The 19,872-nt window shown below is 59.2% G+C and carries 23 protein-coding genes; 9 read left to right on the forward strand and 14 right to left on the reverse strand.

Annotated features, from left to right (window positions below; translation table 11 throughout):
* The first annotated feature begins 27 nt into the window (after positions 1–27).
* From ACSBQV_RS10425 to ACSBQV_RS10435, 3 genes are all read left to right on the forward strand, one after another.
* Complete coding sequence (locus tag ACSBQV_RS10425; protein WP_099783845.1) at positions 28–831, forward strand: helix-turn-helix transcriptional regulator; 804 nt, start codon at positions 28–30, stop codon at positions 829–831.
* A gap of 107 nt (positions 832–938) precedes the next feature.
* Positions 939–1,673 (forward strand): DUF2076 domain-containing protein, encoded by a 735-nt coding sequence (locus tag ACSBQV_RS10430; protein ID WP_099783847.1) that lies wholly within the window; start codon positions 939–941, stop codon positions 1,671–1,673.
* Positions 1,674–1,768: 95 nt separating this feature from the next.
* On the forward strand, positions 1,769–2,317 hold the full coding sequence (locus tag ACSBQV_RS10435; protein WP_099783849.1) for a GNAT family N-acetyltransferase: 549 nt from the start codon (positions 1,769–1,771) through the stop codon (positions 2,315–2,317).
* Here ACSBQV_RS10435 and ACSBQV_RS10440 read toward each other — a convergent pair.
* The 6 genes from ACSBQV_RS10440 to ACSBQV_RS10465 form a co-directional block, all read right to left on the reverse strand.
* Positions 2,308–2,559 (reverse strand): hypothetical protein, encoded by a 252-nt coding sequence (locus tag ACSBQV_RS10440; RefSeq protein WP_033642017.1) that lies wholly within the window; start codon positions 2,557–2,559, stop codon positions 2,308–2,310. The two genes, ACSBQV_RS10435 and ACSBQV_RS10440, sit on opposite strands and share 10 nt — an antisense overlap.
* A gap of 86 nt (positions 2,560–2,645) precedes the next feature.
* The gene (locus tag ACSBQV_RS10445) at positions 2,646–3,098 is read right to left on the reverse strand and encodes a thiol-disulfide oxidoreductase DCC family protein (protein WP_099783851.1); all 453 of its coding nucleotides are present in this window, start codon (positions 3,096–3,098) and stop codon (positions 2,646–2,648) included.
* Positions 3,099–3,173: 75 nt separating this feature from the next.
* The gene (locus ACSBQV_RS10450) at positions 3,174–3,533 is read right to left on the reverse strand and encodes a hypothetical protein (protein ID WP_099783853.1); all 360 of its coding nucleotides are present in this window, start codon (positions 3,531–3,533) and stop codon (positions 3,174–3,176) included.
* 239 nt (positions 3,534–3,772) lie between these two features.
* On the reverse strand, positions 3,773–4,948 hold the full coding sequence (locus ACSBQV_RS10455; protein WP_033651051.1) for a type I restriction endonuclease: 1,176 nt from the start codon (positions 4,946–4,948) through the stop codon (positions 3,773–3,775).
* A gap of 312 nt (positions 4,949–5,260) precedes the next feature.
* A complete protein-coding gene (ycaC, locus tag ACSBQV_RS10460) occupies positions 5,261–5,887 on the reverse strand; it encodes an isochorismate family cysteine hydrolase YcaC (RefSeq protein WP_004928476.1) in 627 nt (208 codons plus the stop codon).
* A gap of 116 nt (positions 5,888–6,003) precedes the next feature.
* Positions 6,004–6,885, reverse strand: a complete 882-nt coding sequence (locus ACSBQV_RS10465) for a pirin family protein (RefSeq protein WP_099783855.1) — start codon at positions 6,883–6,885, stop codon at positions 6,004–6,006.
* Between the two features lie 125 nt (positions 6,886–7,010).
* Here ACSBQV_RS10465 and ACSBQV_RS10470 point away from each other — a divergent pair, with 125 nt between their 5' ends.
* A complete protein-coding gene (locus ACSBQV_RS10470; RefSeq protein ID WP_434991439.1) occupies positions 7,011–7,919 on the forward strand; it encodes a LysR family transcriptional regulator in 909 nt (302 codons plus the stop codon).
* Here ACSBQV_RS10470 and ACSBQV_RS10475 read toward each other — a convergent pair whose 3' ends face one another.
* On the reverse strand, positions 7,920–8,303 hold the full coding sequence (locus tag ACSBQV_RS10475; RefSeq protein ID WP_033642012.1) for a VOC family protein: 384 nt from the start codon (positions 8,301–8,303) through the stop codon (positions 7,920–7,922).
* A gap of 2 nt (positions 8,304–8,305) precedes the next feature.
* Entirely contained in the window at positions 8,306–9,088 is a 783-nt protein-coding gene (locus ACSBQV_RS10480) for a DeoR/GlpR family DNA-binding transcription regulator (protein WP_434991440.1), read from the reverse strand.
* Positions 9,089–9,226: 138 nt separating this feature from the next.
* Here ACSBQV_RS10480 and ACSBQV_RS10485 point away from each other — a divergent pair, with 138 nt between their 5' ends.
* Positions 9,227–9,916 carry a transporter gene (locus tag ACSBQV_RS10485; RefSeq protein ID WP_099783857.1) on the forward strand — a complete coding sequence of 230 codons (690 nt, stop codon included), beginning with the start codon at positions 9,227–9,229 and terminating at the stop codon, positions 9,914–9,916.
* A 106-nt stretch (positions 9,917–10,022) separates the two neighbouring features.
* Positions 10,023–10,640: a hypothetical protein gene (locus tag ACSBQV_RS10490; protein ID WP_046688326.1), complete on the forward strand. Its 618-nt coding sequence runs from the start codon at positions 10,023–10,025 to the stop codon at positions 10,638–10,640.
* Between the two features lie 36 nt (positions 10,641–10,676).
* On the opposite strand, the gene ACSBQV_RS10495 is transcribed toward ACSBQV_RS10490, so the two are convergent.
* The 3 genes from ACSBQV_RS10495 to pagP form a co-directional block, all read right to left on the reverse strand.
* The gene (locus ACSBQV_RS10495) at positions 10,677–10,940 is read right to left on the reverse strand and encodes a putative hemolysin (RefSeq protein ID WP_019454261.1); all 264 of its coding nucleotides are present in this window, start codon (positions 10,938–10,940) and stop codon (positions 10,677–10,679) included.
* A gap of 51 nt (positions 10,941–10,991) precedes the next feature.
* Positions 10,992–11,480 (reverse strand): DUF2501 domain-containing protein, encoded by a 489-nt coding sequence (locus ACSBQV_RS10500; RefSeq protein ID WP_099783859.1) that lies wholly within the window; start codon positions 11,478–11,480, stop codon positions 10,992–10,994.
* A gap of 126 nt (positions 11,481–11,606) precedes the next feature.
* Positions 11,607–12,197, reverse strand: coding sequence for a lipid IV(A) palmitoyltransferase PagP (gene pagP, locus ACSBQV_RS10505; protein WP_033642007.1), 591 nt, complete (start codon positions 12,195–12,197; stop codon positions 11,607–11,609).
* Positions 12,198–13,243: 1,046 nt separating this feature from the next.
* Between pagP and ACSBQV_RS10510 the strand changes: the two genes are divergently transcribed.
* Positions 13,244–14,923 (forward strand): alpha-keto acid decarboxylase family protein, encoded by a 1,680-nt coding sequence (locus tag ACSBQV_RS10510; RefSeq protein WP_033642005.1) that lies wholly within the window; start codon positions 13,244–13,246, stop codon positions 14,921–14,923.
* Positions 14,924–14,978: 55 nt separating this feature from the next.
* On the opposite strand, the gene ACSBQV_RS10515 is transcribed toward ACSBQV_RS10510, so the two are convergent.
* On the reverse strand, positions 14,979–16,082 hold the full coding sequence (locus ACSBQV_RS10515; protein ID WP_099783861.1) for a DUF1615 domain-containing protein: 1,104 nt from the start codon (positions 16,080–16,082) through the stop codon (positions 14,979–14,981).
* A gap of 178 nt (positions 16,083–16,260) precedes the next feature.
* Here ACSBQV_RS10515 and tehB point away from each other — a divergent pair, with 178 nt between their 5' ends.
* The gene (gene tehB / locus ACSBQV_RS10520) at positions 16,261–17,124 is read left to right on the forward strand and encodes an SAM-dependent methyltransferase TehB (protein ID WP_099783863.1); all 864 of its coding nucleotides are present in this window, start codon (positions 16,261–16,263) and stop codon (positions 17,122–17,124) included.
* Here the strand turns inward: tehB and ACSBQV_RS10525 are convergent.
* On the reverse strand, positions 17,119–17,790 hold the full coding sequence (locus ACSBQV_RS10525) for a 2OG-Fe(II) oxygenase (RefSeq protein WP_099783865.1): 672 nt from the start codon (positions 17,788–17,790) through the stop codon (positions 17,119–17,121). The genes tehB and ACSBQV_RS10525 overlap by 6 nt on opposite strands.
* A complete protein-coding gene (gene ada / locus ACSBQV_RS10530) occupies positions 17,787–18,842 on the reverse strand; it encodes a bifunctional DNA-binding transcriptional regulator/O6-methylguanine-DNA methyltransferase Ada (RefSeq protein WP_099783867.1) in 1,056 nt (351 codons plus the stop codon). Before ada ends, ACSBQV_RS10525 begins: the two co-directional genes overlap by 4 nt.
* A gap of 237 nt (positions 18,843–19,079) precedes the next feature.
* On the opposite strand from ada, the gene leuE reads away from it, so the two are divergent.
* Positions 19,080–19,718, forward strand: coding sequence for a leucine efflux protein LeuE (gene leuE / locus ACSBQV_RS10535; RefSeq protein ID WP_033641999.1), 639 nt, complete (start codon positions 19,080–19,082; stop codon positions 19,716–19,718).
* The last annotated feature ends 154 nt before the right edge of the window (positions 19,719–19,872 follow it).

Genomic DNA, 19,872 nt, shown 5'->3' on the forward strand with positions numbered 1-19,872 from the left:
TATCCTGGTATAAATAGGTACCATGCTATGTCATCAGAAGCCTTATCCGGGCCAAAAGCCCTCGGCGCGTTTCTGCGCGCGCACCGCGAACGCATCACGCCGGAAATGATCGGCCTGCCCCGCTCTTCGCGCCGCCGCACCAGCGGCCTGCGCCGCGAAGAGCTGGCGCAAATCAGCGGCATCAGCGCCACCTGGTATACCTGGATCGAACAGGGCCGCGAGGTGTCCATTTCCCCTTTCACGCTGGCGCGCATCGCCAAAGCGCTGCGGCTCGGCCCGGCCGAACGCCACTACCTGTTTACCCTGGCGCGTATCGCCGACCCCGAGCAGGAAGCGCACCGAGAAACCGCCAATGACGCGGTGCTGCAAAGCGTGCATCAGATGACGGTGCCCTGCTATCTGCTGGACGTGACCTGGAACGTCGTCGCCTGGAACCCGCAGGCGGCGGCGCTGTTCAGCGGCTGGCTGGATGTGGCCAACAGCCCCAACCTGCTGCACTTCATGTTCTTCCACCCGTTGGCGAAAACGCTGGTCAGCGATTGGGAAGAGCGCGCGCGCCGCGTGGTGGCCGAGTTTCGCGCCGAGACCAGCCATCATCAAAATACCGAAGAGATGCGCGCCTTCGTGCGCAACATGACACACAACAGCGCGGACTTTAATCACTGGTGGAAGCAACATGACGTCATGGCGCGCGAAGGCGGCGAAAGAGCGTTCGAGCATCCTCAGCGAGGCGCGCTGCGCTATCGCCAACTCACCTTCCATCCGGCGGAGCACGCCGGTCTGAAGCTGGTGATGCTGATCCCGCTGCCGCAATTGGTAACAAATTCATAGGCAGGTTTACCCGCCATTTATTTATTGGTTCATGTAAACGCGCTAGGGTAATTGATACCGATGATAGTGATCATCCAGCACCGTTATTTATCTCCTGAGGTACTCCTATGCAATCCGAAGAACAACGCCTTATCGATGGTCTGTTTGGCCGCCTGAAAGAAGCCGAGACCAAGACGGGCCCACGGGATCTCCAGGCAGAGCAGCAAATCAACCAGCATATTCGCGAGCAGCCTTCCGCCCCTTATTACATGGCGCAGGCGATGATTATTCAGGAAGCGGCGCTCAAGCAGATGGATCAGCGGGTCAAAGAGCTGGAGGCCCAGGTGGCGCAGCTGCAGCAAACCGCCAACGGCCAGCAGAGCAGCGGCGGCTTCCTGGCCGGCCTGTTCGGCGGCGGCAGCCGCAGTACGCCAAGCCCGCGCGAACAGTATCAGGCGCAGCAGCAAAATACGGCGGCCTGGAACAACGCGCAGCAGCCGCCGCAGCAACCGGCCTATGCCCCACCGCAGCAGGCGGCGCCTTCACGCGCCGGCGGCTTCCTGGGAGGCGCCTTGCAAACGGCGGCGGGCGTCGCCGGCGGCGTGGTATTGGCCGACATGCTGACCGGCATGTTCCGCCATTCGCAACCCCAGGAAATCGTAAATATTATCGAAGAAACCCCGGCGCCGCTGGACGACAGCGCAATGCGCAATTTCGACGCCTCCAACAACCTGGATACCTTCAACAACGGCGATGGCGGCAGCTTCCTCAACCAGGACAGCGGCTTCCAGAACGCCAACTATCAGGACGACACGGACTACGCCGACGACGATTACAGCGACGACGACGACTCCTTCCTTTAATTCCCTTCGCCCCCTCTCACCCGCAGAGGGGGATTTCCCGTTTCGCCAATCTGGTCTACAGTGAATGCTGTTCATTTATCCAGCAGAGAGAAACGATGACAAGCTTTAATCCTTCCACTCCTTTCTTCAGCGAACGCCTGCAGATGCGCCCACCGGTGATGGCGGATCTCGCGCGTTTCTACGCCATCTTCGGCGATCCGCAAACGCAGCGTTTCAATCCCGCCGGCCCACTCACCAGCGAAGCGCAGGCCGCATCGGCGCTGCAAGAGAGGATTTCCGGGTGGCAACAACACGGTTACGGTTCCTGGGCGATCGCTCTGCGCGAACGGCCGGATTGGATTATCGGCTTTGGCGGATTGTCCCGGAAACCGCTCGGGGCGCAGCGCACCGTGAACCTCGGCTATCGCTTCGATACTCGCGTCTGGGGCATGGGATTGGCCACCGAGATGGCGCGGGCGTCGCTGCAATATGGTTTTGCCGGATTGGCGCTGGAGGAGATTTCCGCCATTGTGCGTGCGGAGAATCAGGCTTCGTGGCGAGTGCTGGAAAAAATCGGCATGCAGCGGGTGGATACGCTGGATGACGTGCCCGGCGCGGCGCCGAGCCTGGTGTATACGCTAAAGCGCTGCGACTATCAGGGCTGATCGTCGCTGATTTTGGCCAACGCCATGCGGTAAGATTTGACCTTCTGGCGCTTTTTCAACCAGGTGGCGGTAGAGACGATGAATACCGCGCCCGACATCGCCAACACGCCGGTTGGATGGCCATAAAACACCATCAAGGCAAAGTAGACGGCGGAAACGATCGCCACCCATTTCGCCGTATTGCCCATGTCGTTTTTCTCTTGGGTCAAACGGCGGATGTGCTCTTCTTCACTGATTCCCATGCGCGCTCCTTGTTGGCTGAATGACCCATTATATGGAGCTGGAGTGCTGATATTTCAAGCGGTTGGATGGTAAAGAAGCGTAAAGCTCAGGCCGGCGGCTCCCGCCGCCGAGGCAGATAGCGCCCGGGCTGGTCGGCACCCGGCAGGCCGCTGCCGTCGTTGCGGCCAAACAGCCGGTAGCGATTGCCGGCGACCGCATCGTAGATCTTGTCCGCCAGTCGCGGCGGCAGGTAACGCGCCAGCGCCAGCGCGCGGTACGGCCATCCCACTTGGCGCAGCGCCCGAAACAACGCCGCCGAACGCAGCCAACAGCGCCCCTGTTCCACATAGACCACGGAATCGAAACGGTCGGTCGGCAATCCCAGCGCCTGCAAGATTGCCTGCCCTTCGACGGATTGCACCGTCGCCAACAGAATGCGCCGCTGCCTATCGGCGCGAACAAGGTATCTCACCAGCCCATGACACAGGTTGCATTCGCCGTCGAACAACAACGCGCGATCGCCGGGCTGCAGATAAGGCAGCTGTGATAAAGGGGTCATCCCGCCTCCCGAAAAATGCTCGCCTTAGCCTAACGCGCCTGGTGCGCCCAGGCCAGAGCGGGATGACGGGGCGTGTTAAGGCGCGGGCGGTGCGTCAGGCACCGCCACCACCGCGACGCGCACTTCGTAATGTTTGGCGCTGCCCGCCGGGATCACCGCCGTCAGTTTGTTGATGGTTTCCACCGGATTGTCGCTGGCCGAGGTGGCGCAGAACAGCTCGCCGCCGCGGCAGAACCCCGGCTTGGGCGGGTACCCGCCCGGGAAAGGCGGCATGCGCATCGGTTCATCCGCCACAGGCGGCATGCGCATCGGTTCATCCGCCACAGGCGGCAACGCTTTGGCCGCAGGCGCCTCGGGGGCAGACATCGCGCTCGCGCTGAACAACAGCGCCATGCCCATGCAGGGCAGCGCCAGGATCTTGATTGCTTGTTTCATTGAATTAGCCTCATTTGCCGGGTTCAGGATTACGCTACCCCGCCCCCGGCCCATGAGAAAGCCGCTTTTCGCTACCTTTTCGCCCCGCTGCGCTTTGCTTACATCCCGTGTCTAACGTGATGAAAACAGAAGATTTGGTAAGCATTCCGATCTTTCCCACTTTCCGCACGGCACATGCCGCCCTGCGTGGAAAGCTCTTCATGTTCTTTTGCCAATCAACGGCTTAAAGTGGGTATGGACTAACTTTCCTGCTTATCTTTTCTCTTCTGCCTAAAGTTTTCGTCATTAATACAATATTGGTAAGAATCAACGATCAAACCCGTTAGCCGCAAAATATTTTCCGGGCGGTCGATAATGATATGCCCCCCGGCAGCCAACTCCAGGCCGGCGCGAGTTATCTCAGCCTGTCTGGCCTCGTCTATCTCAAGCGGAAGCAAAATGGTTGGACGTTGCTTATTGTCGAAATAACGCAGAACCCATCGCGTCGTCTTCCCTTGAAAGAGGATGCTGTAATAGCTTTCCGTGTCTTTCGCAATCAGCTCTGCCTCAGTGCCCAAGATCATCGCCACATTGTCAAACAAGCACCTTTCTGCAAAGGTCGTCACTATTTTACTATTATCGGGATCAACGATCGGGGCGAGCGGATCCGGTCTGTTTTGCGCTTCACCTTCATCTGGTGACTCAGACGCTACAACATTTTCCGACGTCACTGACAGACCAGAAACGACCATCGCACTCACCGCTTTTTCAACAGCCAAACGAACCAATGGCGTTATTGTGTCCAAAAATCGTTGGTTTAGCTGACGCTGAACGTTAGAGCGACTTGCTACATAGCGAACAAAATCAGAATCAACATCTCGAAGACTGGCGCTGATAGTTTTTGTAAATGAAGTCAGATAGATGCTTTCTTCAGCTAATGTCCGCAGCGCTTCCGGCTGAAATTGGTCGTGCCTAAATCGATAGAGCTGATCAATATCAGAATCGTTTAGATTATTAAAATCTATCTTCAAGAATGGTGTATCATCCATGATGTTTTTATCTTTCAGATCGGTGAAAAATCGCCATTCTTTCCCATTGGTTATTGCAGAAACCGTAACCTCCGGTGTCGCATTAAAATAGCGAGATAGCTGGGGGCTATGATTTGACAAATTTTGATTGAAAGACTTCGCCTCGATGAACATGACGGGAACCGCATGGCAAAAAAGGGCGTAATCAACGCGTTCACCCACCTTAACGCCTGGAAAATCAGCACCATACTCTGCCTTCACCTTAGTAGGATCATATGGATGAAAGCCTAGGGTTTCTAATAACGGCAAAATTAATGCCTGCTTAGTCGTTTCCTCAGTATTGCAATGCTGACCTACCGAGGCCACATGAAGAACATGGGCCTTAAGCTTATCTCTGAATGCATTCATCAACCATCCCTCTGCTGTGTTAAATCGCTGTAGTCTTAAATTACACGTTCAAAAGCGCTTTTCTTGCAACAAAGCGGGGCTCTTAAATAGAACTCCGTCAACATTTAATAGAATTAGCATTAATTATTAGTTATATAGCAGAACAAATAGCCTTAATCAAAATGGGAACAAAAAGACCTAAAGTCGATCACAATAAAAAAGAGAGAAGTATTAACAGATGGGAATTTATAGCGAGTGAACCATTGCTGGTACTGGTACTTATACAGAATCCAAATACAAATGATGGGCAGCAAATACTGCCCATCTATCGCGTTACTTGCCGTTCGTCAGCGTGTTGTAGCTGGTCATCAGATTGCGGTAGTCCGGGATATGGTTGGAGAACAGCGTGCCCAGGCCTTCGATGTCGTTGCGCCAGTCGCGGTGCAGCTCGCAGGCGACGCCGAACCAGGTCATCAGCTGCGCGCCGGCGGCCTCCATGCGGCTCCAGGCCGACTGACGCGTCAGCTCATTGAAGGTGCCGGAAGCGTCGGTCACCACAAAGACCTCGAAACCTTCATTGAGCGCCGACAGCGCCGGGAATGCCACGCACACTTCGGTCACTACGCCGGCGATGATCAGCTGCTTGCGGCCGGTGGCTTTTACCGCCTTGACGAAATCGTCGTTGTCCCAGGCGTTGATCTGGCCAGGGCGAGGAATGAAGGGAGCATCGGGGAATTGGGCTTTCAGTTCGGGCACCAGCGGGCCATTGGGGCCGTTTTCGAAACTGGTGGTAAGAATGGTCGGCAGGTTGAAGTACTTCGCTAAATCACCCAGCGCCAGCACGTTGTTTTTAAACCGATCGGGATCGATATCACGCACCAGCGAAAGCAGCCCTGCCTGATGATCCACCAGCAATACGGCGGCCTGGTCTTTGTCGAGGCGCTTGTAATTTGCAGTCATGGTTTTACTCCTGTGGGGTTGATGTTGCGGATGAAACGCCCCGCCGCAGGGCGGGGCGTTGAGGTTTAAGTGTAGCGCCTGAGCCGGGGAACACGGTCCGCCCCAGGCGCCAAGGTTCAACCGGCGCTCGCTTCGGCGTTCATGCTGCCGAACTTGCCGCTGTTGAAATCGCGGAACGCCTGCTGGATTTCCGCGTCGCTGTTCATGACGAACGGGCCGTAGCCGACGATAGGCTCATCGATCGGTTCGCCGCTCAGCACCAACAGCGCGACGTCGTTGTTGGCTTCGATGGTGATCGAATCCCCCGCCCGGTCGAAACGCACCATTTGGGTTTCGCGCACCACGTCTTCGCCGTTAACCAGGATCGCGCCGTGCAGCATCACCAGCGCCAGCGTATGGCCTTCTTTCACCGTCAGCGTGGTGGTATGGCCGGCATTCAGCTTCATGTCCCACACGTTAAGCGGGCTGAAGGTGCGCGCCGGGCCGACGTGGCCGCCAAAGTCACCGGCGATCACCCGCACCTGCCCTGCGCCGTCCGCCAGAGGAACCACCGGAATATCGGCGTTCAGCAGCGTCTGATAGCCCGGCTCGGCCATTTTGTCCTTGGCCGGCAGGTTGACCCACAGCTGCACCATTTCCATGGTGCCGCCCTTGCGCGAGAAGTCCCGCGAATGGAACTCTTCGTGCAGAATGCCGGAGGCGGCGGTCATCCACTGGACGTCGCCGGGGCCAATCACCCCGCCGCTGCCGGTCGAGTCGCGGTGTTCCACTTCGCCCTGATAGACGATGGTCACCGTTTCAAACCCGCGATGCGGGTGCTGACCCACGCCACGGGTGCCGGAGGCGGAGCGGAATTTGGTTGGCGCTGCGTGATCCAGCAGCAGGAACGGGCTCATTTCCGCTCCCAAATCGTTATAAGAGAACAGCGAATTCACCAGGAAACCGTTACCGACCCAATGTGCTTCCGGGCTGTTGTGAATACCGAGGATTTTTTTCATCTTGAACTCCCGTTTCAGACCTCACGGCCTTAAGTTGATGTCAGAAGTTTAATCCGCCGGGGTTTGCTGCAGTAGTAGGCAAGATGTACACTCAGCGTTCTACTGGTAGAACGATAAGGGATGCGATGCTGACCGATCTGAACGACCTGTTTTTCTTCGCCAGCGTGGTCGATCACCAGGGATTCGCCCCCGCCGGCCGGGCGCTGGGCATTCCCAAATCCAAACTCAGCCGCCGCGTGGCGCTGCTGGAAGAGCGGCTGGGCGTGCGCCTGATCCAACGCTCGACACGGCGCTTCTCGGTGACCGAGGTCGGCCAAACCTATTACGCGCACTGCAAGGCGATGCTGGTGGAAGCGGAAGCCGCGCAGCAGGCGATCGAGCAGACGCGCGCCGAGCCCTGCGGCACGGTGCGCATGTCCTGCCCAGTGGCGATCCTGCACACTCGCGTCGGCAGCATGGTGGCGGCCTTTATGGCCGATTATCCCAAGGTGACGGTGCATCTGGAGGCCACCAACCGCCGGGTGGACGTGGTGGGGGAAGGGTTGGATCTGGCGATCCGCGTGCGGCCGCTGCCGCTGGAGGACAGCGATCTGGTGCTGAAGATCCTGGCGCAGCGCACCTGGTGCGTCGCCGCCAGCCCGGCGCTGGTGCGCACCCTCGGGCCGGCGCAAACGCCGGAAGACCTGCGTAAATACCCGACGCTCGATCTCGGCCCGGCGCGCGCTCAGCACCAATGGCGGCTGACCGGCCCACAGGGTGAACGGGTGGAGTGGGAGCACACGCCGCGACTGGTCACCGACGACATGCTGATGCTGCGCACCGCCGCCATCGCCGGCGCCGGCATCGTACAACTGCCGGCGATGATGATGCGCGACGACATGCTGCGCGGCGAGCTGGTGCAACTGTTGCCTGGCTGGCAGCCGCAGGGCGGCGTGGTGCACGCGGTCTACCCGTCGCGCCGCGGCCTGCTGCCGGCGGTGCGGCTGCTGCTCGACTATCTGGGTGAACAGTTCGCCAGCATTGAAGAAGAGTAATCAGGCGGTGATTTCGATCGCGTTGCCGTCCGGATCGCGAATGACGGCCTCGTAGAAGCCGTCGCCGGTCCAGCGCGGCGCGGACAGCAAGATGCCCTCCTGCCGTGCGCGCTGCGCCAACCGATCGACCTGCCGCTCATCCCCCAGCGACAGCGCGATGTGCGCCCAGCCCACCCGCTCCTCCTGCGCCTGCGCCGGCAGCAACGTCGGCACGCGCATGATCTCCAGCGTCGGCCCGGCCGCCAGGCTGACGAAGCGGGAAACGAACCCCGGCCGATTGCGGCTGACGTACTCCTCTCCCGCTTCACCGTTGAAATAGCGCTGCCAGAACGCCAGCTGCGCGTCGATGTCACGGGTCCACAGGGCAACATGGGCTATTTTCATCATCATTCTCCGGTCGATAAATCGCTGTGCCAGATCTGGCCGCCGCCCTGCGCCACCTGCTGCTCAAGCTGCGGGTGCGCGCCGCGCGCCGTCACCAGATGATCCACCCGCCCGGCGGGCAGGAAGGGGTAGGGGGCGTAGGTATTGAGTTTGTCGCGGGTGCACAGCACCGCCACGCTGCCGGCGCGCGTCAGCAACCGCTTTTTGAACGTGGCGTCCTGGTAACTCAACGCGGAGAAGCCGCCGGCCGGGTCGTAGGCGCAAATGCCGGTGAACACCAGATCGAAATGAAATCCGTCGATCTCTTCCGCCGCCTTGGCGTCCACGCAGCCGCCGACCTGCGCATCCAGTTCGCCGCCGATCAGGATGGTGCGGATCCCCGGCCGTTCCAGCATTTTGCCGGCGATGCTCAACGCATTGGTTACCACCGTCAAACGCCGATCGCACGGCAACAGATCCGCCAGATACAGGTGGGTGCTGCCGGCATCGAGGAAGATCAGCTGTTCTTCGCCGATCACCCCCAGCGCGGTCTGCGCCAGCGCCAGCTTCTCATCACCGCTGAGGGCAATGCGCGCCGCAACGGGGCCTTCGGCCGGCGTCGGCGCCAGCGCACCGCCATAGATGCGTTTGCACAGATTCTGTGCCGCCAGCTGACGCAGATCGCGGCGGATGGTCGCTTCGGTGGTATTCAGCCGCTGCGCCATCTCCAGTGCCAGCACTCGCCCCTGTTGGCGGAGCGTGTCGAGAATGGCCTGATGGCGCTCATTCGGTAACAGTTTGGACATCATATCAATCCGGTGATGCTAAAGTGATCATAAATGTACACAAACGTACATAATCGAACAAACACTTTTTTGGCAACACTCAAGCGGCGGCGCTCGTCTAGACTGAAAGTGACATCACAGATAAGGGATTATGACGCGATGACTTCCGCCGTGCTTTATACGCTGTTTCCCGCCGCAGCCACCGTCGTCGGCGCAGCGGTGGCGCTCTATCGCCGCCCCGGCGACGCCGCGATGCGCGTCATCCATCACTTTACCGCCGGCATCGTGTTCGCCGCCGCCGCCACCGAAATCTTGCCCGATCTCAAACAGCAGTCGCCTTTGGCGGTGTTGCTGGGCGGCGCTGTGGGGGTGCTGTTAATGTTGCTGGTTCGGCGTCTGGGCGAAAAAGCGCAGGGGCCGGTCGGTTTTATCGCCGCGGTCGGCGTCGATATCTTTATCGATGGGCTGGTGCTGGGCATTGCCTTCGCGGCCGGCGCCAAAGCCGGCCTGCTGTTGACGCTGGCGTTAACGCTGGAAGTGCTGTTCCTGGGATTGTCGATCGTCGGCGATTTGCAAGACTTTCTCGGCAGGCGGCTGCGCGTCATGGCGGCGATAGTTGGCCTGGCGCTGCTGTTGCCCATCGGCGGCCTGCTGGGGACGCCGGTGGCCATGCTGGGCGCATTTTGGCTGACCGCCTTTCTGGCCTTTGGCCTGATCGCCCTGCTCTACCTGGTGACCGAAGAGCTGTTGGTCGAAGCGCATGAAGGCGGAAAGGAAACCCCGTTCGCCGCCGCGATGTTCTTTGCCGGCTTCCTGCTGCTGTTGCTGTTGGAAGAAGGTTTAGGATAAAAAAACAGGAATTTCATGGCGCATGCCGCCCGGTGGCAACGCTTTGGCTATACTGAGGCAAGCGAAGTTACCGCAGACGTAACGGCTTGGGCGTAAAGGGAAAACGATGTTATTGACGATCGCAAGGTGGCTGTTTCAATTACCCGGGAAGCTGTTTGGGCTGATTTTTAAAAATCGCCTGAGGGTATTTCTGTTCTTCATGCTGGTCGCCCTCGGGGTGCTCGGCGTCAAGCGCTATCTGCTCACCCACCAGTATGACGACGAATTCAGCCTCGCCGCCCCCACCGATTACAACCGCGCCATCAAGCGCGAAATGCCGCAGCGCGAAGCACGTGAGCAATGCGGCGGGCCGCTGCACGATAATGCCGGGCAACCCTGGCCCGCGTCAGCCGGCTATCTGCATCAGCCGACCGGCCTGCCCGCAACCGGCCTGCATCGGCTGACGCTGGACAATCAAGGCAACGATTTCGCGGTGTTGGTCAAAATGGAAACGCCCGCCGCGCCGCAGCAGCTGGCGGAAGTCTTTATTCCGGCCGCCGGCAGCTTCGAGGTTAAAATGAATGCGGATGCGGAACACGTGATGAAAATCAAGAACATCAAGACCGGCTGCATGTTCCGCTCCAGGCCGTTCAACCTGGATAAACGGAGCGATTGGCGCATACCGTTATCGCTGCAAAAGGACGGCAGCCTGCAGCTGCAGCCGATAGGCGATCGGCAATTCTGATCGGGCGCCGGGCAGAGTCACCGGCGCCGCAAAAGGTTACTTTTTCACCGGATGATCGCGGCGGAACAGCTCCCAACTTTCAATTTCCTGCCCATTCGGCAGCGTACAGGTCGAATACTGGCCCGCCGCGTTTTCTTTGGCGTTCAGCTTACCGCCGATTTTGGTGCAATACACGTCGGCCGGGTTCGCCATGCCGATCGGTTTCACCTGCGGCGGTGGCGGCGCATCGTTGGATTTCACGGAACACCCCTGCAACATCGTCATCCCTGCCAGCAGGGAAAGCATCAACGTTTTTTTCATTTTTCCAGCTTATGCAAAATACCCACGGCGGAACGCTCCGCCGTGGGTTGATCATGAAATAAAGGATTTGCCCTGTTTCAGCACCAGATCGCAGGCTTTTTGTTTCACCTTCTCGGTGATCTGCGAGGTGCCCAGGCTGTTGAGATCCAGGCTCTTACCTTCACCGGTCTGCAGCAAGCCGCCCAGACCCTGCTGATAATCCTGGCTCTTGGCGTTTTCGGTGCTGGTGATGCCCAGTTTGCTGAGCAACTGATCTTTCACTCCTTCGGCGCCGTTAGCCGACAGCACGTTGTTTTTCACACAGTACTGCAGGATGCCGGCGGCGTTGGTCATGCTACTGGAGCTTAACGCCTTGTCGCCGCCGTTCAGCAAGCCGGTCAACGAGGAGAGCGACATGCCGCCGCTGCTTTCGCCGCCAGACTTGCTCAGTTCGCCCGCCGCGCTGCTGAGAGAATCCATCAGACCGGCGGCCTGGGTAGCACCGCTGGCCAGGGTCGCGGACAGCGCCAAAGCCAGCAGTAAACGATGTTTGGTGATCATAATGGTAAAACTCCTGTAAGAACGGCATGCAATCGGCGCAGCGCGCCGGGATACCTCTCCGACGCCGCCTGCGGCGACAAGTTCCTTTTATCTCGCCGCCGCGCCGTTTTTCGGAATTCAGGAAGTTTAGAACTGCCAGCGCAGCCAGGCGAAGAACACGTTGCCGTTGTTATAGGTGCCGGGAATGTAGGTCGCCTGGAACGTCAGCCGCTGATAGCCGATAGAAGCCAGCGGCAGCGGCGCCGGGATAGGGATATATTTCCAGTTATCGCGCGCGGTGACGCTGGCGGTGAAACCCAGCCCCAGGCGGAAATCCTTGTCATCCAACGGACGCCAGATCTTCTCGTAGGCGTAGCCGCCGATCGGCTCCCACTTGTTGAAGGAATCCTTGAACGCCATGATGTAGATGCCGTGCCAGTCACCATCGCTGTCGTAGCGGGAGATGCCGTAACCGGCGCCCCACGGGCGCTCGTTGTACTTATCGATATGTTCGTCATCGTAAGTCCAACGGTTATGCCAGGTGATGGCCGGAATATAGAGATCGTGGTTCGGCGAATTGTTCCAGGTCTCCGACACGTTATGGGTAAAGCGCTGCCATAGACCCGGTTTTTCGGCCTGCGCGGTATTGCCACTTTCTGTACTAACCTCAGCGTAAGAAGGCAGTGCAGGAAATATCAACGCCAGAGAACATGCCAACAGAGTCCGTTTGAGAAACATGGTAAAGCTCCTGTAAAAATACGGCCGAAGATTTTTACCGATAGCCCAGGCAAGATCAAGCTGTATCCAATTTATCCAACGCCCGTTTCGCCTTGGTTAAGCTTAGCATCGGAAAATTCGCATTGGTTTATAACGGGTTGCACCGACATCTGCATGTTAGCGCCTTTCGGACGGCAAAACCGTGGGAAAAGTCCGCTTTGTCGTTCGCTACTCGCGGGCCAGGTGCTTGACCAACACATCGACATCGAGGCGGTTCACGAACGCCAGAGAATAAGGCCGAACAGTCGATTTTAAAACGCCGAAGGGTGACGCGCGGCAACGGCAACCCATCACGCTCCTCATGAATCAGTACCAGCGCCTGTCGATGGCTTTCATCGCTCTTTCCCCCGCAAACCGGCGCCACTGCAACGCTGACTCTCTGGTCGGCATGCGCCATCCAGGCGCACGTAGAGAAAAGTTTACGCATCGGCTCCACGGAATGTGATGGTTGCCACGTTATATTAGCGCCCGTAACGACGCTTCTTTACGCCGGCCCGAGGCGGCGCGCATCGCAGCCCCGTAAAGTAAAACTGACAACACGACGCGAATAAAAAAGCGACATTGTTAATTTTTTGTTTTTGATTGGTTGCGTGATGGTTTCATGAAATAAGCGTGCGGCGGATCACCAAAATGCCCCTTTGCGCCGGCTTCTGCCTTTCTTTACCAGCAAAAGAGCGTTACGCCACCCGATGGGATTTAACGCGGCGTCAAAAGTACCGGATGATTCGCCCTGCATCATGATAAATGCCAATACGCCGCCATTTTTCTGTCGATATACCGCCAGGGAAAAATACCGCACCGTCCTCCTGCATAATAACCACACTATTTATACATTATTCAATCGCGTAAAGCGCCGAATACAAACCGCCTATTCTTCGGCTGCCACGCCTGTCTTGAACAAGCCGACACTTTAAATAACTGTTAATGCTAACGACACAACATCGCCAGCAATTTATTTTTGCTGATTTTCGCCTGACAAAATAAAGATAAATAATTCGGAGCAATCAATGAAAATAACTATCGGGTCATTCATTCTGCAACAGCTTCACGCCCTGAACGTCGATCGTATTTATGGCGTGCCCGGCGACTATAACCTCAGCCTGCTGGAGCTGCTGGAAAACGACGAGCGGCTGGCGTTTGTCGGCAACTGCAATGAATTGAACGCCTCCTACGCCGCCGACGGTTACGCCCGCATGAAAGGCGCCGGCGCGCTGATCGTCACCTACGGCGTCGGCGATCTGGCCGCGCTGTCCGGCATCGCCGGGGCCTATGCCGAATCTTCGCCGGTTATCTGCATCGCCGGCACGCCGCCGCTGCATGCGATGAAAAATCACCAGCTCTTGCACCATACCCTGGGCGATGGCAATTTCGACAACGTCATGAACTGCTTTAAACAATTCACCGTTGCGCAAGCCTTGATTACGCCGGAAAATGCCGCACAAGAAATCCCACGCGTTATTTCCCGCGCGTGGATAGAGAAGAAACCGGTGTATTTACAGCTGCCGTCGGATATTTGCGATGTGGAAATTGAAATCGCCGCGGCGGCGACGGCACCGCAATTACCGGCCAGCGATAAATACAATGTGCAATTAGCGGCGATGGCGCTGTTAACCAAAATCAAACGCGCCCAGCGCCCAATCATGTTGGTCGATCAAATGGTGGATCGCTACCAGTTGCAGCAGTTGGTCATCGCGGTCGCTCACCGCTTCGCCATTCCGCTGACCAATATGCCCACCGCCAAATGCATTATCCCGGAAAACACCGCCGGTTGGATGGGCGGCTACAGCGGCAATCTGTCGCGCCCCGAACTGTATGAACACATGGCCCACTCGGACTGCGTGCTGAGCTTCGGCGTGCGTTTGGTGGATTCCACCACCGGCTATTTCTCCCAGCACATTCCCGCCGCCGCTCAGGTGGACATCCAACCGTTCTCAATGAAGCTGGACAACACCTCCTACCCGGCGGTGTCGACGGCGGATCTACTGCAGGCGCTGTTGGATCTGAGCGAAGACGCGCCGGCGCAGCCCCTGGCGCCGTTGGCCAGCCCGCATGAGAAGCTGGCGACGCCGAGCGACGCGCCTATCGACCAGGCCTATCTGTGGCGGCGCATCCAGCGCTTCATCCGGGCGGATGACGTGGTGGTGGTGGAAAACGGCACCTCCGGCGCGGCCATTGGCGGCATGCGCATGCCGGACGGCGTCAAGGTGGTCAACCAACCGATTTGGGGCTCAATCGGCTATACCCTGCCGGCGCTGCTCGGCACCCTGATGGCGGCCCCTGAACGCCGCCACCTGCTGTTCATCGGCGACGGCTCTTTCCAGTTGACCGCGCAGGAAGTGTCCACCCTGCTGCGCTGCGAGCAAAAGCCGATCATCTTCCTGATCAATAACGACGGCTACACCATCGAACGCTATATCCTCGGCGAAAGCTCGTCCTACAACGACATCAGCCCGTGGGACTACGCCAAACTGCCGGCGGTGCTGAATACTCGATCGCAGCCGTTCAGCGTGGCGGTGGAAACCACGCAACAGCTGGAAATGGCCCTGGAACACGCCTCGCGGCAGGATCGGCTGGCGTTTATCGAGGTGAAAGTGCCGATGATGGACACGCCGCCGGTGATGAAAGAGTTCTGCAACCGTTGCAACAGCTTTAACTTCGGCCTGACCAACCCGCGCCGCAGCGCCTGATGCGCGATGATCACGCCGCCGGTGGTTCAGGCCGCCGGCGGCGTTTTTCATGCCGTTACCCGCCGGCGCGCGCCATGCAGCGCTGGCGGCGTTCATCCACCCGCTTGGCGAACCAGGCGGTGGTCAGCTTGCGGGTGATTTTCGGGCTTTCCAGCTGAATGCCCGGCAGCATCTCACGCGGCAGCTTGCCGCCCGCCAGCGCATAGACCTTCTTATACAGGTCGGTATCAGCAAAGTCGGCCGTGTCGCCTTTCTCAAGCGCCCGGCGAATGGCGCTGTCGCTCATGTTCAGGCGCTTGCCGAGCGTGCGCACCGCCAGCTCGGTCGAGCCGGGCTTGTCGCTGCCAAAGTCGATCAGATCGCCGTCCAGCGCCAGCGGAATGGCGCTCGCCCGGCTGACCGCGTTTTGGAACGCCGCGTTGCGGCTGGCGTACCAGCCGGCGTTGAAGTCGGCAAAGCGGTAAATCGGCCGGCTATAGTCGGCCGGGTACCCCAGCAAATGCATAATGCCGAAGTACATGCCGCCGCGTCGGCTGAAGACTTCGCGCCGAATCGAACCGTCAACCGGATAAGGATACCCTTTGGCATGCGCCTCAGCGAAGGCGATGCTCACCTGCATCGGGCCACCGGTATGAACCGGGTTCAAATGACCGAACAGCTTCTGCCCCATCGGCACGCGGTCGATCATGTCATCGAAGATATCGCTCAGATCCTTTTCGGTACGCACCTTATCCAGGCGCTCACTGTAGCTCTGGCCGTTCGACGACGAGATCTTCAACGCGGTATGCACCAAAAAGTTCGGGATGTGCATCTGATCGGCGCGGCGGTCGATCTCCTTCCAGGCGATCTTCGGCAGCCCCGGCACCTGCGGGTTAGCCTGGAACGTCGACTCCTGTTCGGTGACCGCCAGTACCGAGCACAGGTTCTCATCGCTCGGCTCGATGCCCTGCGCGGCGAACGCGGCGGTGATATCGGTGGCCCAACCCTGACGGTCGCCGGCATTGGCCGGGATCAGCGTCATCAGTCGCGCTTTGACGTCGGCGGGACGCGCCGCCGGCGAGGTGGTGGTGGTTTTGCTGGTACAGCCCGCCAGGGCCAGCAGCGCGGCCAGGCTCAGCAAACGGAGGGGCTTCGGGTGGCATAAACGGCGTATCGGCATCTTTTCCCTAAACGTGATGACATGAACAGCACTGAAATTAGCCCAGCCGCCGCGCACAATCCAGTATAAAGATCTCGCCGCGCCTTTCCTTCAGGCTGCTATGTTCAAACGATCGATAAAGATGTATTTTACATGCATCATATAAATCACTTTGCTTGCCCAGCCAGAGGAGCCCCCTATGGAGCAGCAGTTGCTTTGCTATAAAACCCTGCCGGAATGGAACAGCGAAACGCTGCCGGAAGCCTTTCGTCAGCGCCACAACACCCAGAGCGGCACCTGGGCGAAGCTCACCGTGCTGAGCGGCAGCCTGACGTTCGCCATGATGACCGAAGACGGCGCCACCACCGAGACCTGGCAGTTTAGCCCTGAAAGCCAGCCGCCGTTTATCGCCCCCCAACAGTGGCATCGCATCGTTTCCTTCTCGGCCGACATGACCTGCCGGCTGGCGTTTTACTGCACGCCGGAAGATTACTACCACAAGAAATACGAACTGACGCGCACTCACTCCGAAGTGATCGAGGCGGCGGCGCGCATCACACCAGGCAAGGCGCTGGATCTGGGCTGCGGCGGCGGGCGCAATTCGCTCTACCTCAATCTGAAAGGTTTCGATGTCACCGCCTGGGACAAGCATGCGCCGTCGATAGCCCGCCTCAATCAGATTGTTGACGCCGAGCAATTAACCCGCCTGAGCGCCAGGGTGCAGGATCTCAACACCCACCGCTTCAGCGGCGAATACGACTTTATCCTGTCCACCGTGGTCTTGATGTTCCTCGAGCGGCAACAGATCCCGCATATCGTGCAAGACATGCAGGACAGCACCGTACGCGGCGGCCATAACCTGATCGTGGCGGCGATGGATACCGAGGATTATCCCTGCCCACTGCCGTTCCCGTTTACCTTCCGGCCGGGTGAGCTGAAGCATTATTATCGCGACTGGGAGATCCTCAAATACAACGAAGACGTCGGCCAACTGCACAAGACCGACGCCGCCGGCAACCGCATCTCGCTGCGCTTCGCCACCCTGCTGGCGCGCAAGCTATAGCGCGTCGTGAAAGATAATCCCCAGCGTGTGGCGTTGGCCGGCGCGTATTCGGCTGACGCCGTGGCGCAGATTGACCCGATAACAGCCTTTCCCCCCCGCCACCGGCCGGTGATGCACGGCGAACACCACCGCGTCGCCCTGTTGCAGCGGCACCACCTCCGCCCGGCTCTGCATCCGCGGCCGCTGTTCGGTCAGCACGAACTCGCCGCCGGTGAAGTCCTGCTCGGGGGCGGAGAGCAGAAACGCCACCTGCAGCGGAAACACCCGCTCGCCGTACAGGTCCTGATGCAGACAGTTGTAATCCCCCGTTTCGTAGCGCAACAGCAGCGGCGTCGGCCGCCGCTGGCCGGTCCGGTGGCATTCCGCCAGGTAGGTTTCATGTGCGGCGGGATAGCACGCCGCCAGCCCCAACAAGGCGTTCCAACGGTTGGCCACCGGCGGCGGCAGCGGATAGGCGAAATAGCGGTACTCGCCGCGGCCAAAACCGTGCTTCGCCATCACGATGCGGCTGCGAAAATGCGTATCCTGCGGGTAAAGCGCCGAAAGCTCGCGGCACAGGTCTTGGCTGAGCACGCCCGGCAGACGCGCGCAGCCCTGCGCATCGAGTTCACGTTCAATTGCCGCCCAGTCCAATTCGGCCAGCCGGGTCGCCAGTGCGCCGCTCATCGCTGCGCCTCTTTTTCCAGCAACGATTTCTTGCGATCGACGCCCCAGCGGTAGCCGGACAACGTGCCGTCGTTGCGCACCACCCGGTGGCAGGGGATCGCCACCGCCAGCATGTTGGCGGCGCAGGCGCCGGCTACCGCGCGCACCGCTTTGGGCGCCCCAATGCGCCGAGCGATATCGGCATAGCTGACGGTTTCGCCGACCGGTATCGCCTGCAGCGCCCGCCAGACCCGCTGTTGAAACGCGGTGCCGCGAATATCCAGCGGCAGCGCCAACCCGTTCTCCGGCGCTTCAATCAGGCCCACCACCTGCGCCATCAGCGCTTCATACTGCGCGTCGCCGCCGATCAGCTCGGCGTTGGGGAATTTGTCCTGCAGATCCTGCACCAGCTGCTGCGCATCGTCCCCCAGCAGAATGGCGCAGATGCCCACCTCGCTCTGGGCCGCCAGGATCTCGCCCAGCGAACAGCGCCCGACGGCGAAATGGATGCGCATGCCTTTGCCGCCCGCCCGATAGGCCTTCGGCGTCATGCCCAGCGCGGCGTTGGCCTGCTGGTAGAAGCGGCCGTTGGCGCCATAACCGGCGTCGAAGATCGCGTCGGTCACCGTTTCCCGCTGCGTAAGACCGGCGCGCAAGCGTTGGCTGCGCTGCGCGTCGGCGTAGCCTTTCGGCGTCAGGCCGGTGATCGCTTTGAACAGCCGGTGGAAATGGTATTGGCTCAACCCGACATGGCGCGCCAGCGTCTGCAACGACGGCGCTTTTTCCGCCTGCTCGATATAGCGGCAGGCCTCAGCTATCTGCCGCGCATGCTGTTCCGTCAGCGGCGTCAGCCCCTGCCGGCAGCGTTTACAGGGCCGATAGCCGGCCGCCTCCGCCTGCTCCGCGTCGTCAAACAGCTCCACGTTTTGCCGATTAGGTTGGCGTGACGGGCAGGAAGGCGAGCAATACACGCCGGTGGTTTTCACCGCGTAGATAAAGCGGCCGTCGGCGTGCTTGTCGCGGCTGACAATCGCCAGCCAGCGCGGATCGGCGCTGTCGATTACGTTTTTCATCATCCGTTCCTCACTGCGGTTTCGATGTTAACCAGCATAGTGACGGGCCGTTGGCGAAACACGCCGACTCTTGCTTTTTAATTCGGCGCCGACGTTTTCAACAATCTTTCGACAATTTTTAACCAACAACATGAAGTTTATTACGTTGCCAACCCGGTTGCACGGCGTTAGGATCGCGGCCGGCCACGGGCGTGGCCAGTGTTTCTGCCTGTTAGTTGCGCGCATGGAGAGGTTATTGTGTTAGAGAGTTTTGGCGTCCTGAATTTATGGACCTATTTGGCCGGGGTGGTCTTCATCATCATTCTGCCGGGGCCGAATACGCTGTACGTGCTGAAAACCGGCATATCGCGCGGCGTGCGCGCCGGCTATACCGCGGCGCTGGGCGTGTTTATCGGCGATGCGATCCTGATCTTTTGCGCCTATATCGGCGTGGCTTCGCTGATCCGCACCACGCCGTTCCTGTTTACCCTGGTGCGTTTTCTCGGCGCGATTTACCTGCTGTTCCTTGGCGCAAAAATCCTCTACGCCACCTTTGTGCAGAAGGCGCAGGCGCAACAGCAACAGATTGAGGGCGGCAACAGCATTCTGCGCAAATCGCTGACGCTGAGCCTGACCAACCCGAAAGCTATTCTGTTTTACGTGTCGTTCTTCGTGCAGTTCATCGATTTCAACTACGCGCACACCGGGCTGTCGTTCACCATTCTGGCGCTGATCCTCGAAGCCGTCAGCTTTATCTACATGAGCACGCTGATCTTCTCCGGCGCGATGCTGGCACATTTCTTCAACCACAAGAAAGGCCTGGCGAAGCTCGGCAACGGCCTGATCGGCCTGCTGTTCCTCGGTTTCGCCACCCGTCTGGCGACCCTGAGTTCGTAATCCTTCCCGGCCGGCGCCCGCCGGCCGCAGTTTACTGTTCCGTCACGGCAAAATGACACGCAGGACAAATCGAATGTCAGGCAGAGCAAAGCCGCCGCTTTACCGCTGATCTAGACTCTCAGGGTTAACGATAACCTGATGAATCTGATCGGAG

Source organism: Serratia sp. B501 (assembly GCF_051172315.1).
Lineage (GTDB): Bacteria > Pseudomonadota > Gammaproteobacteria > Enterobacterales > Enterobacteriaceae > Serratia > Serratia ureilytica.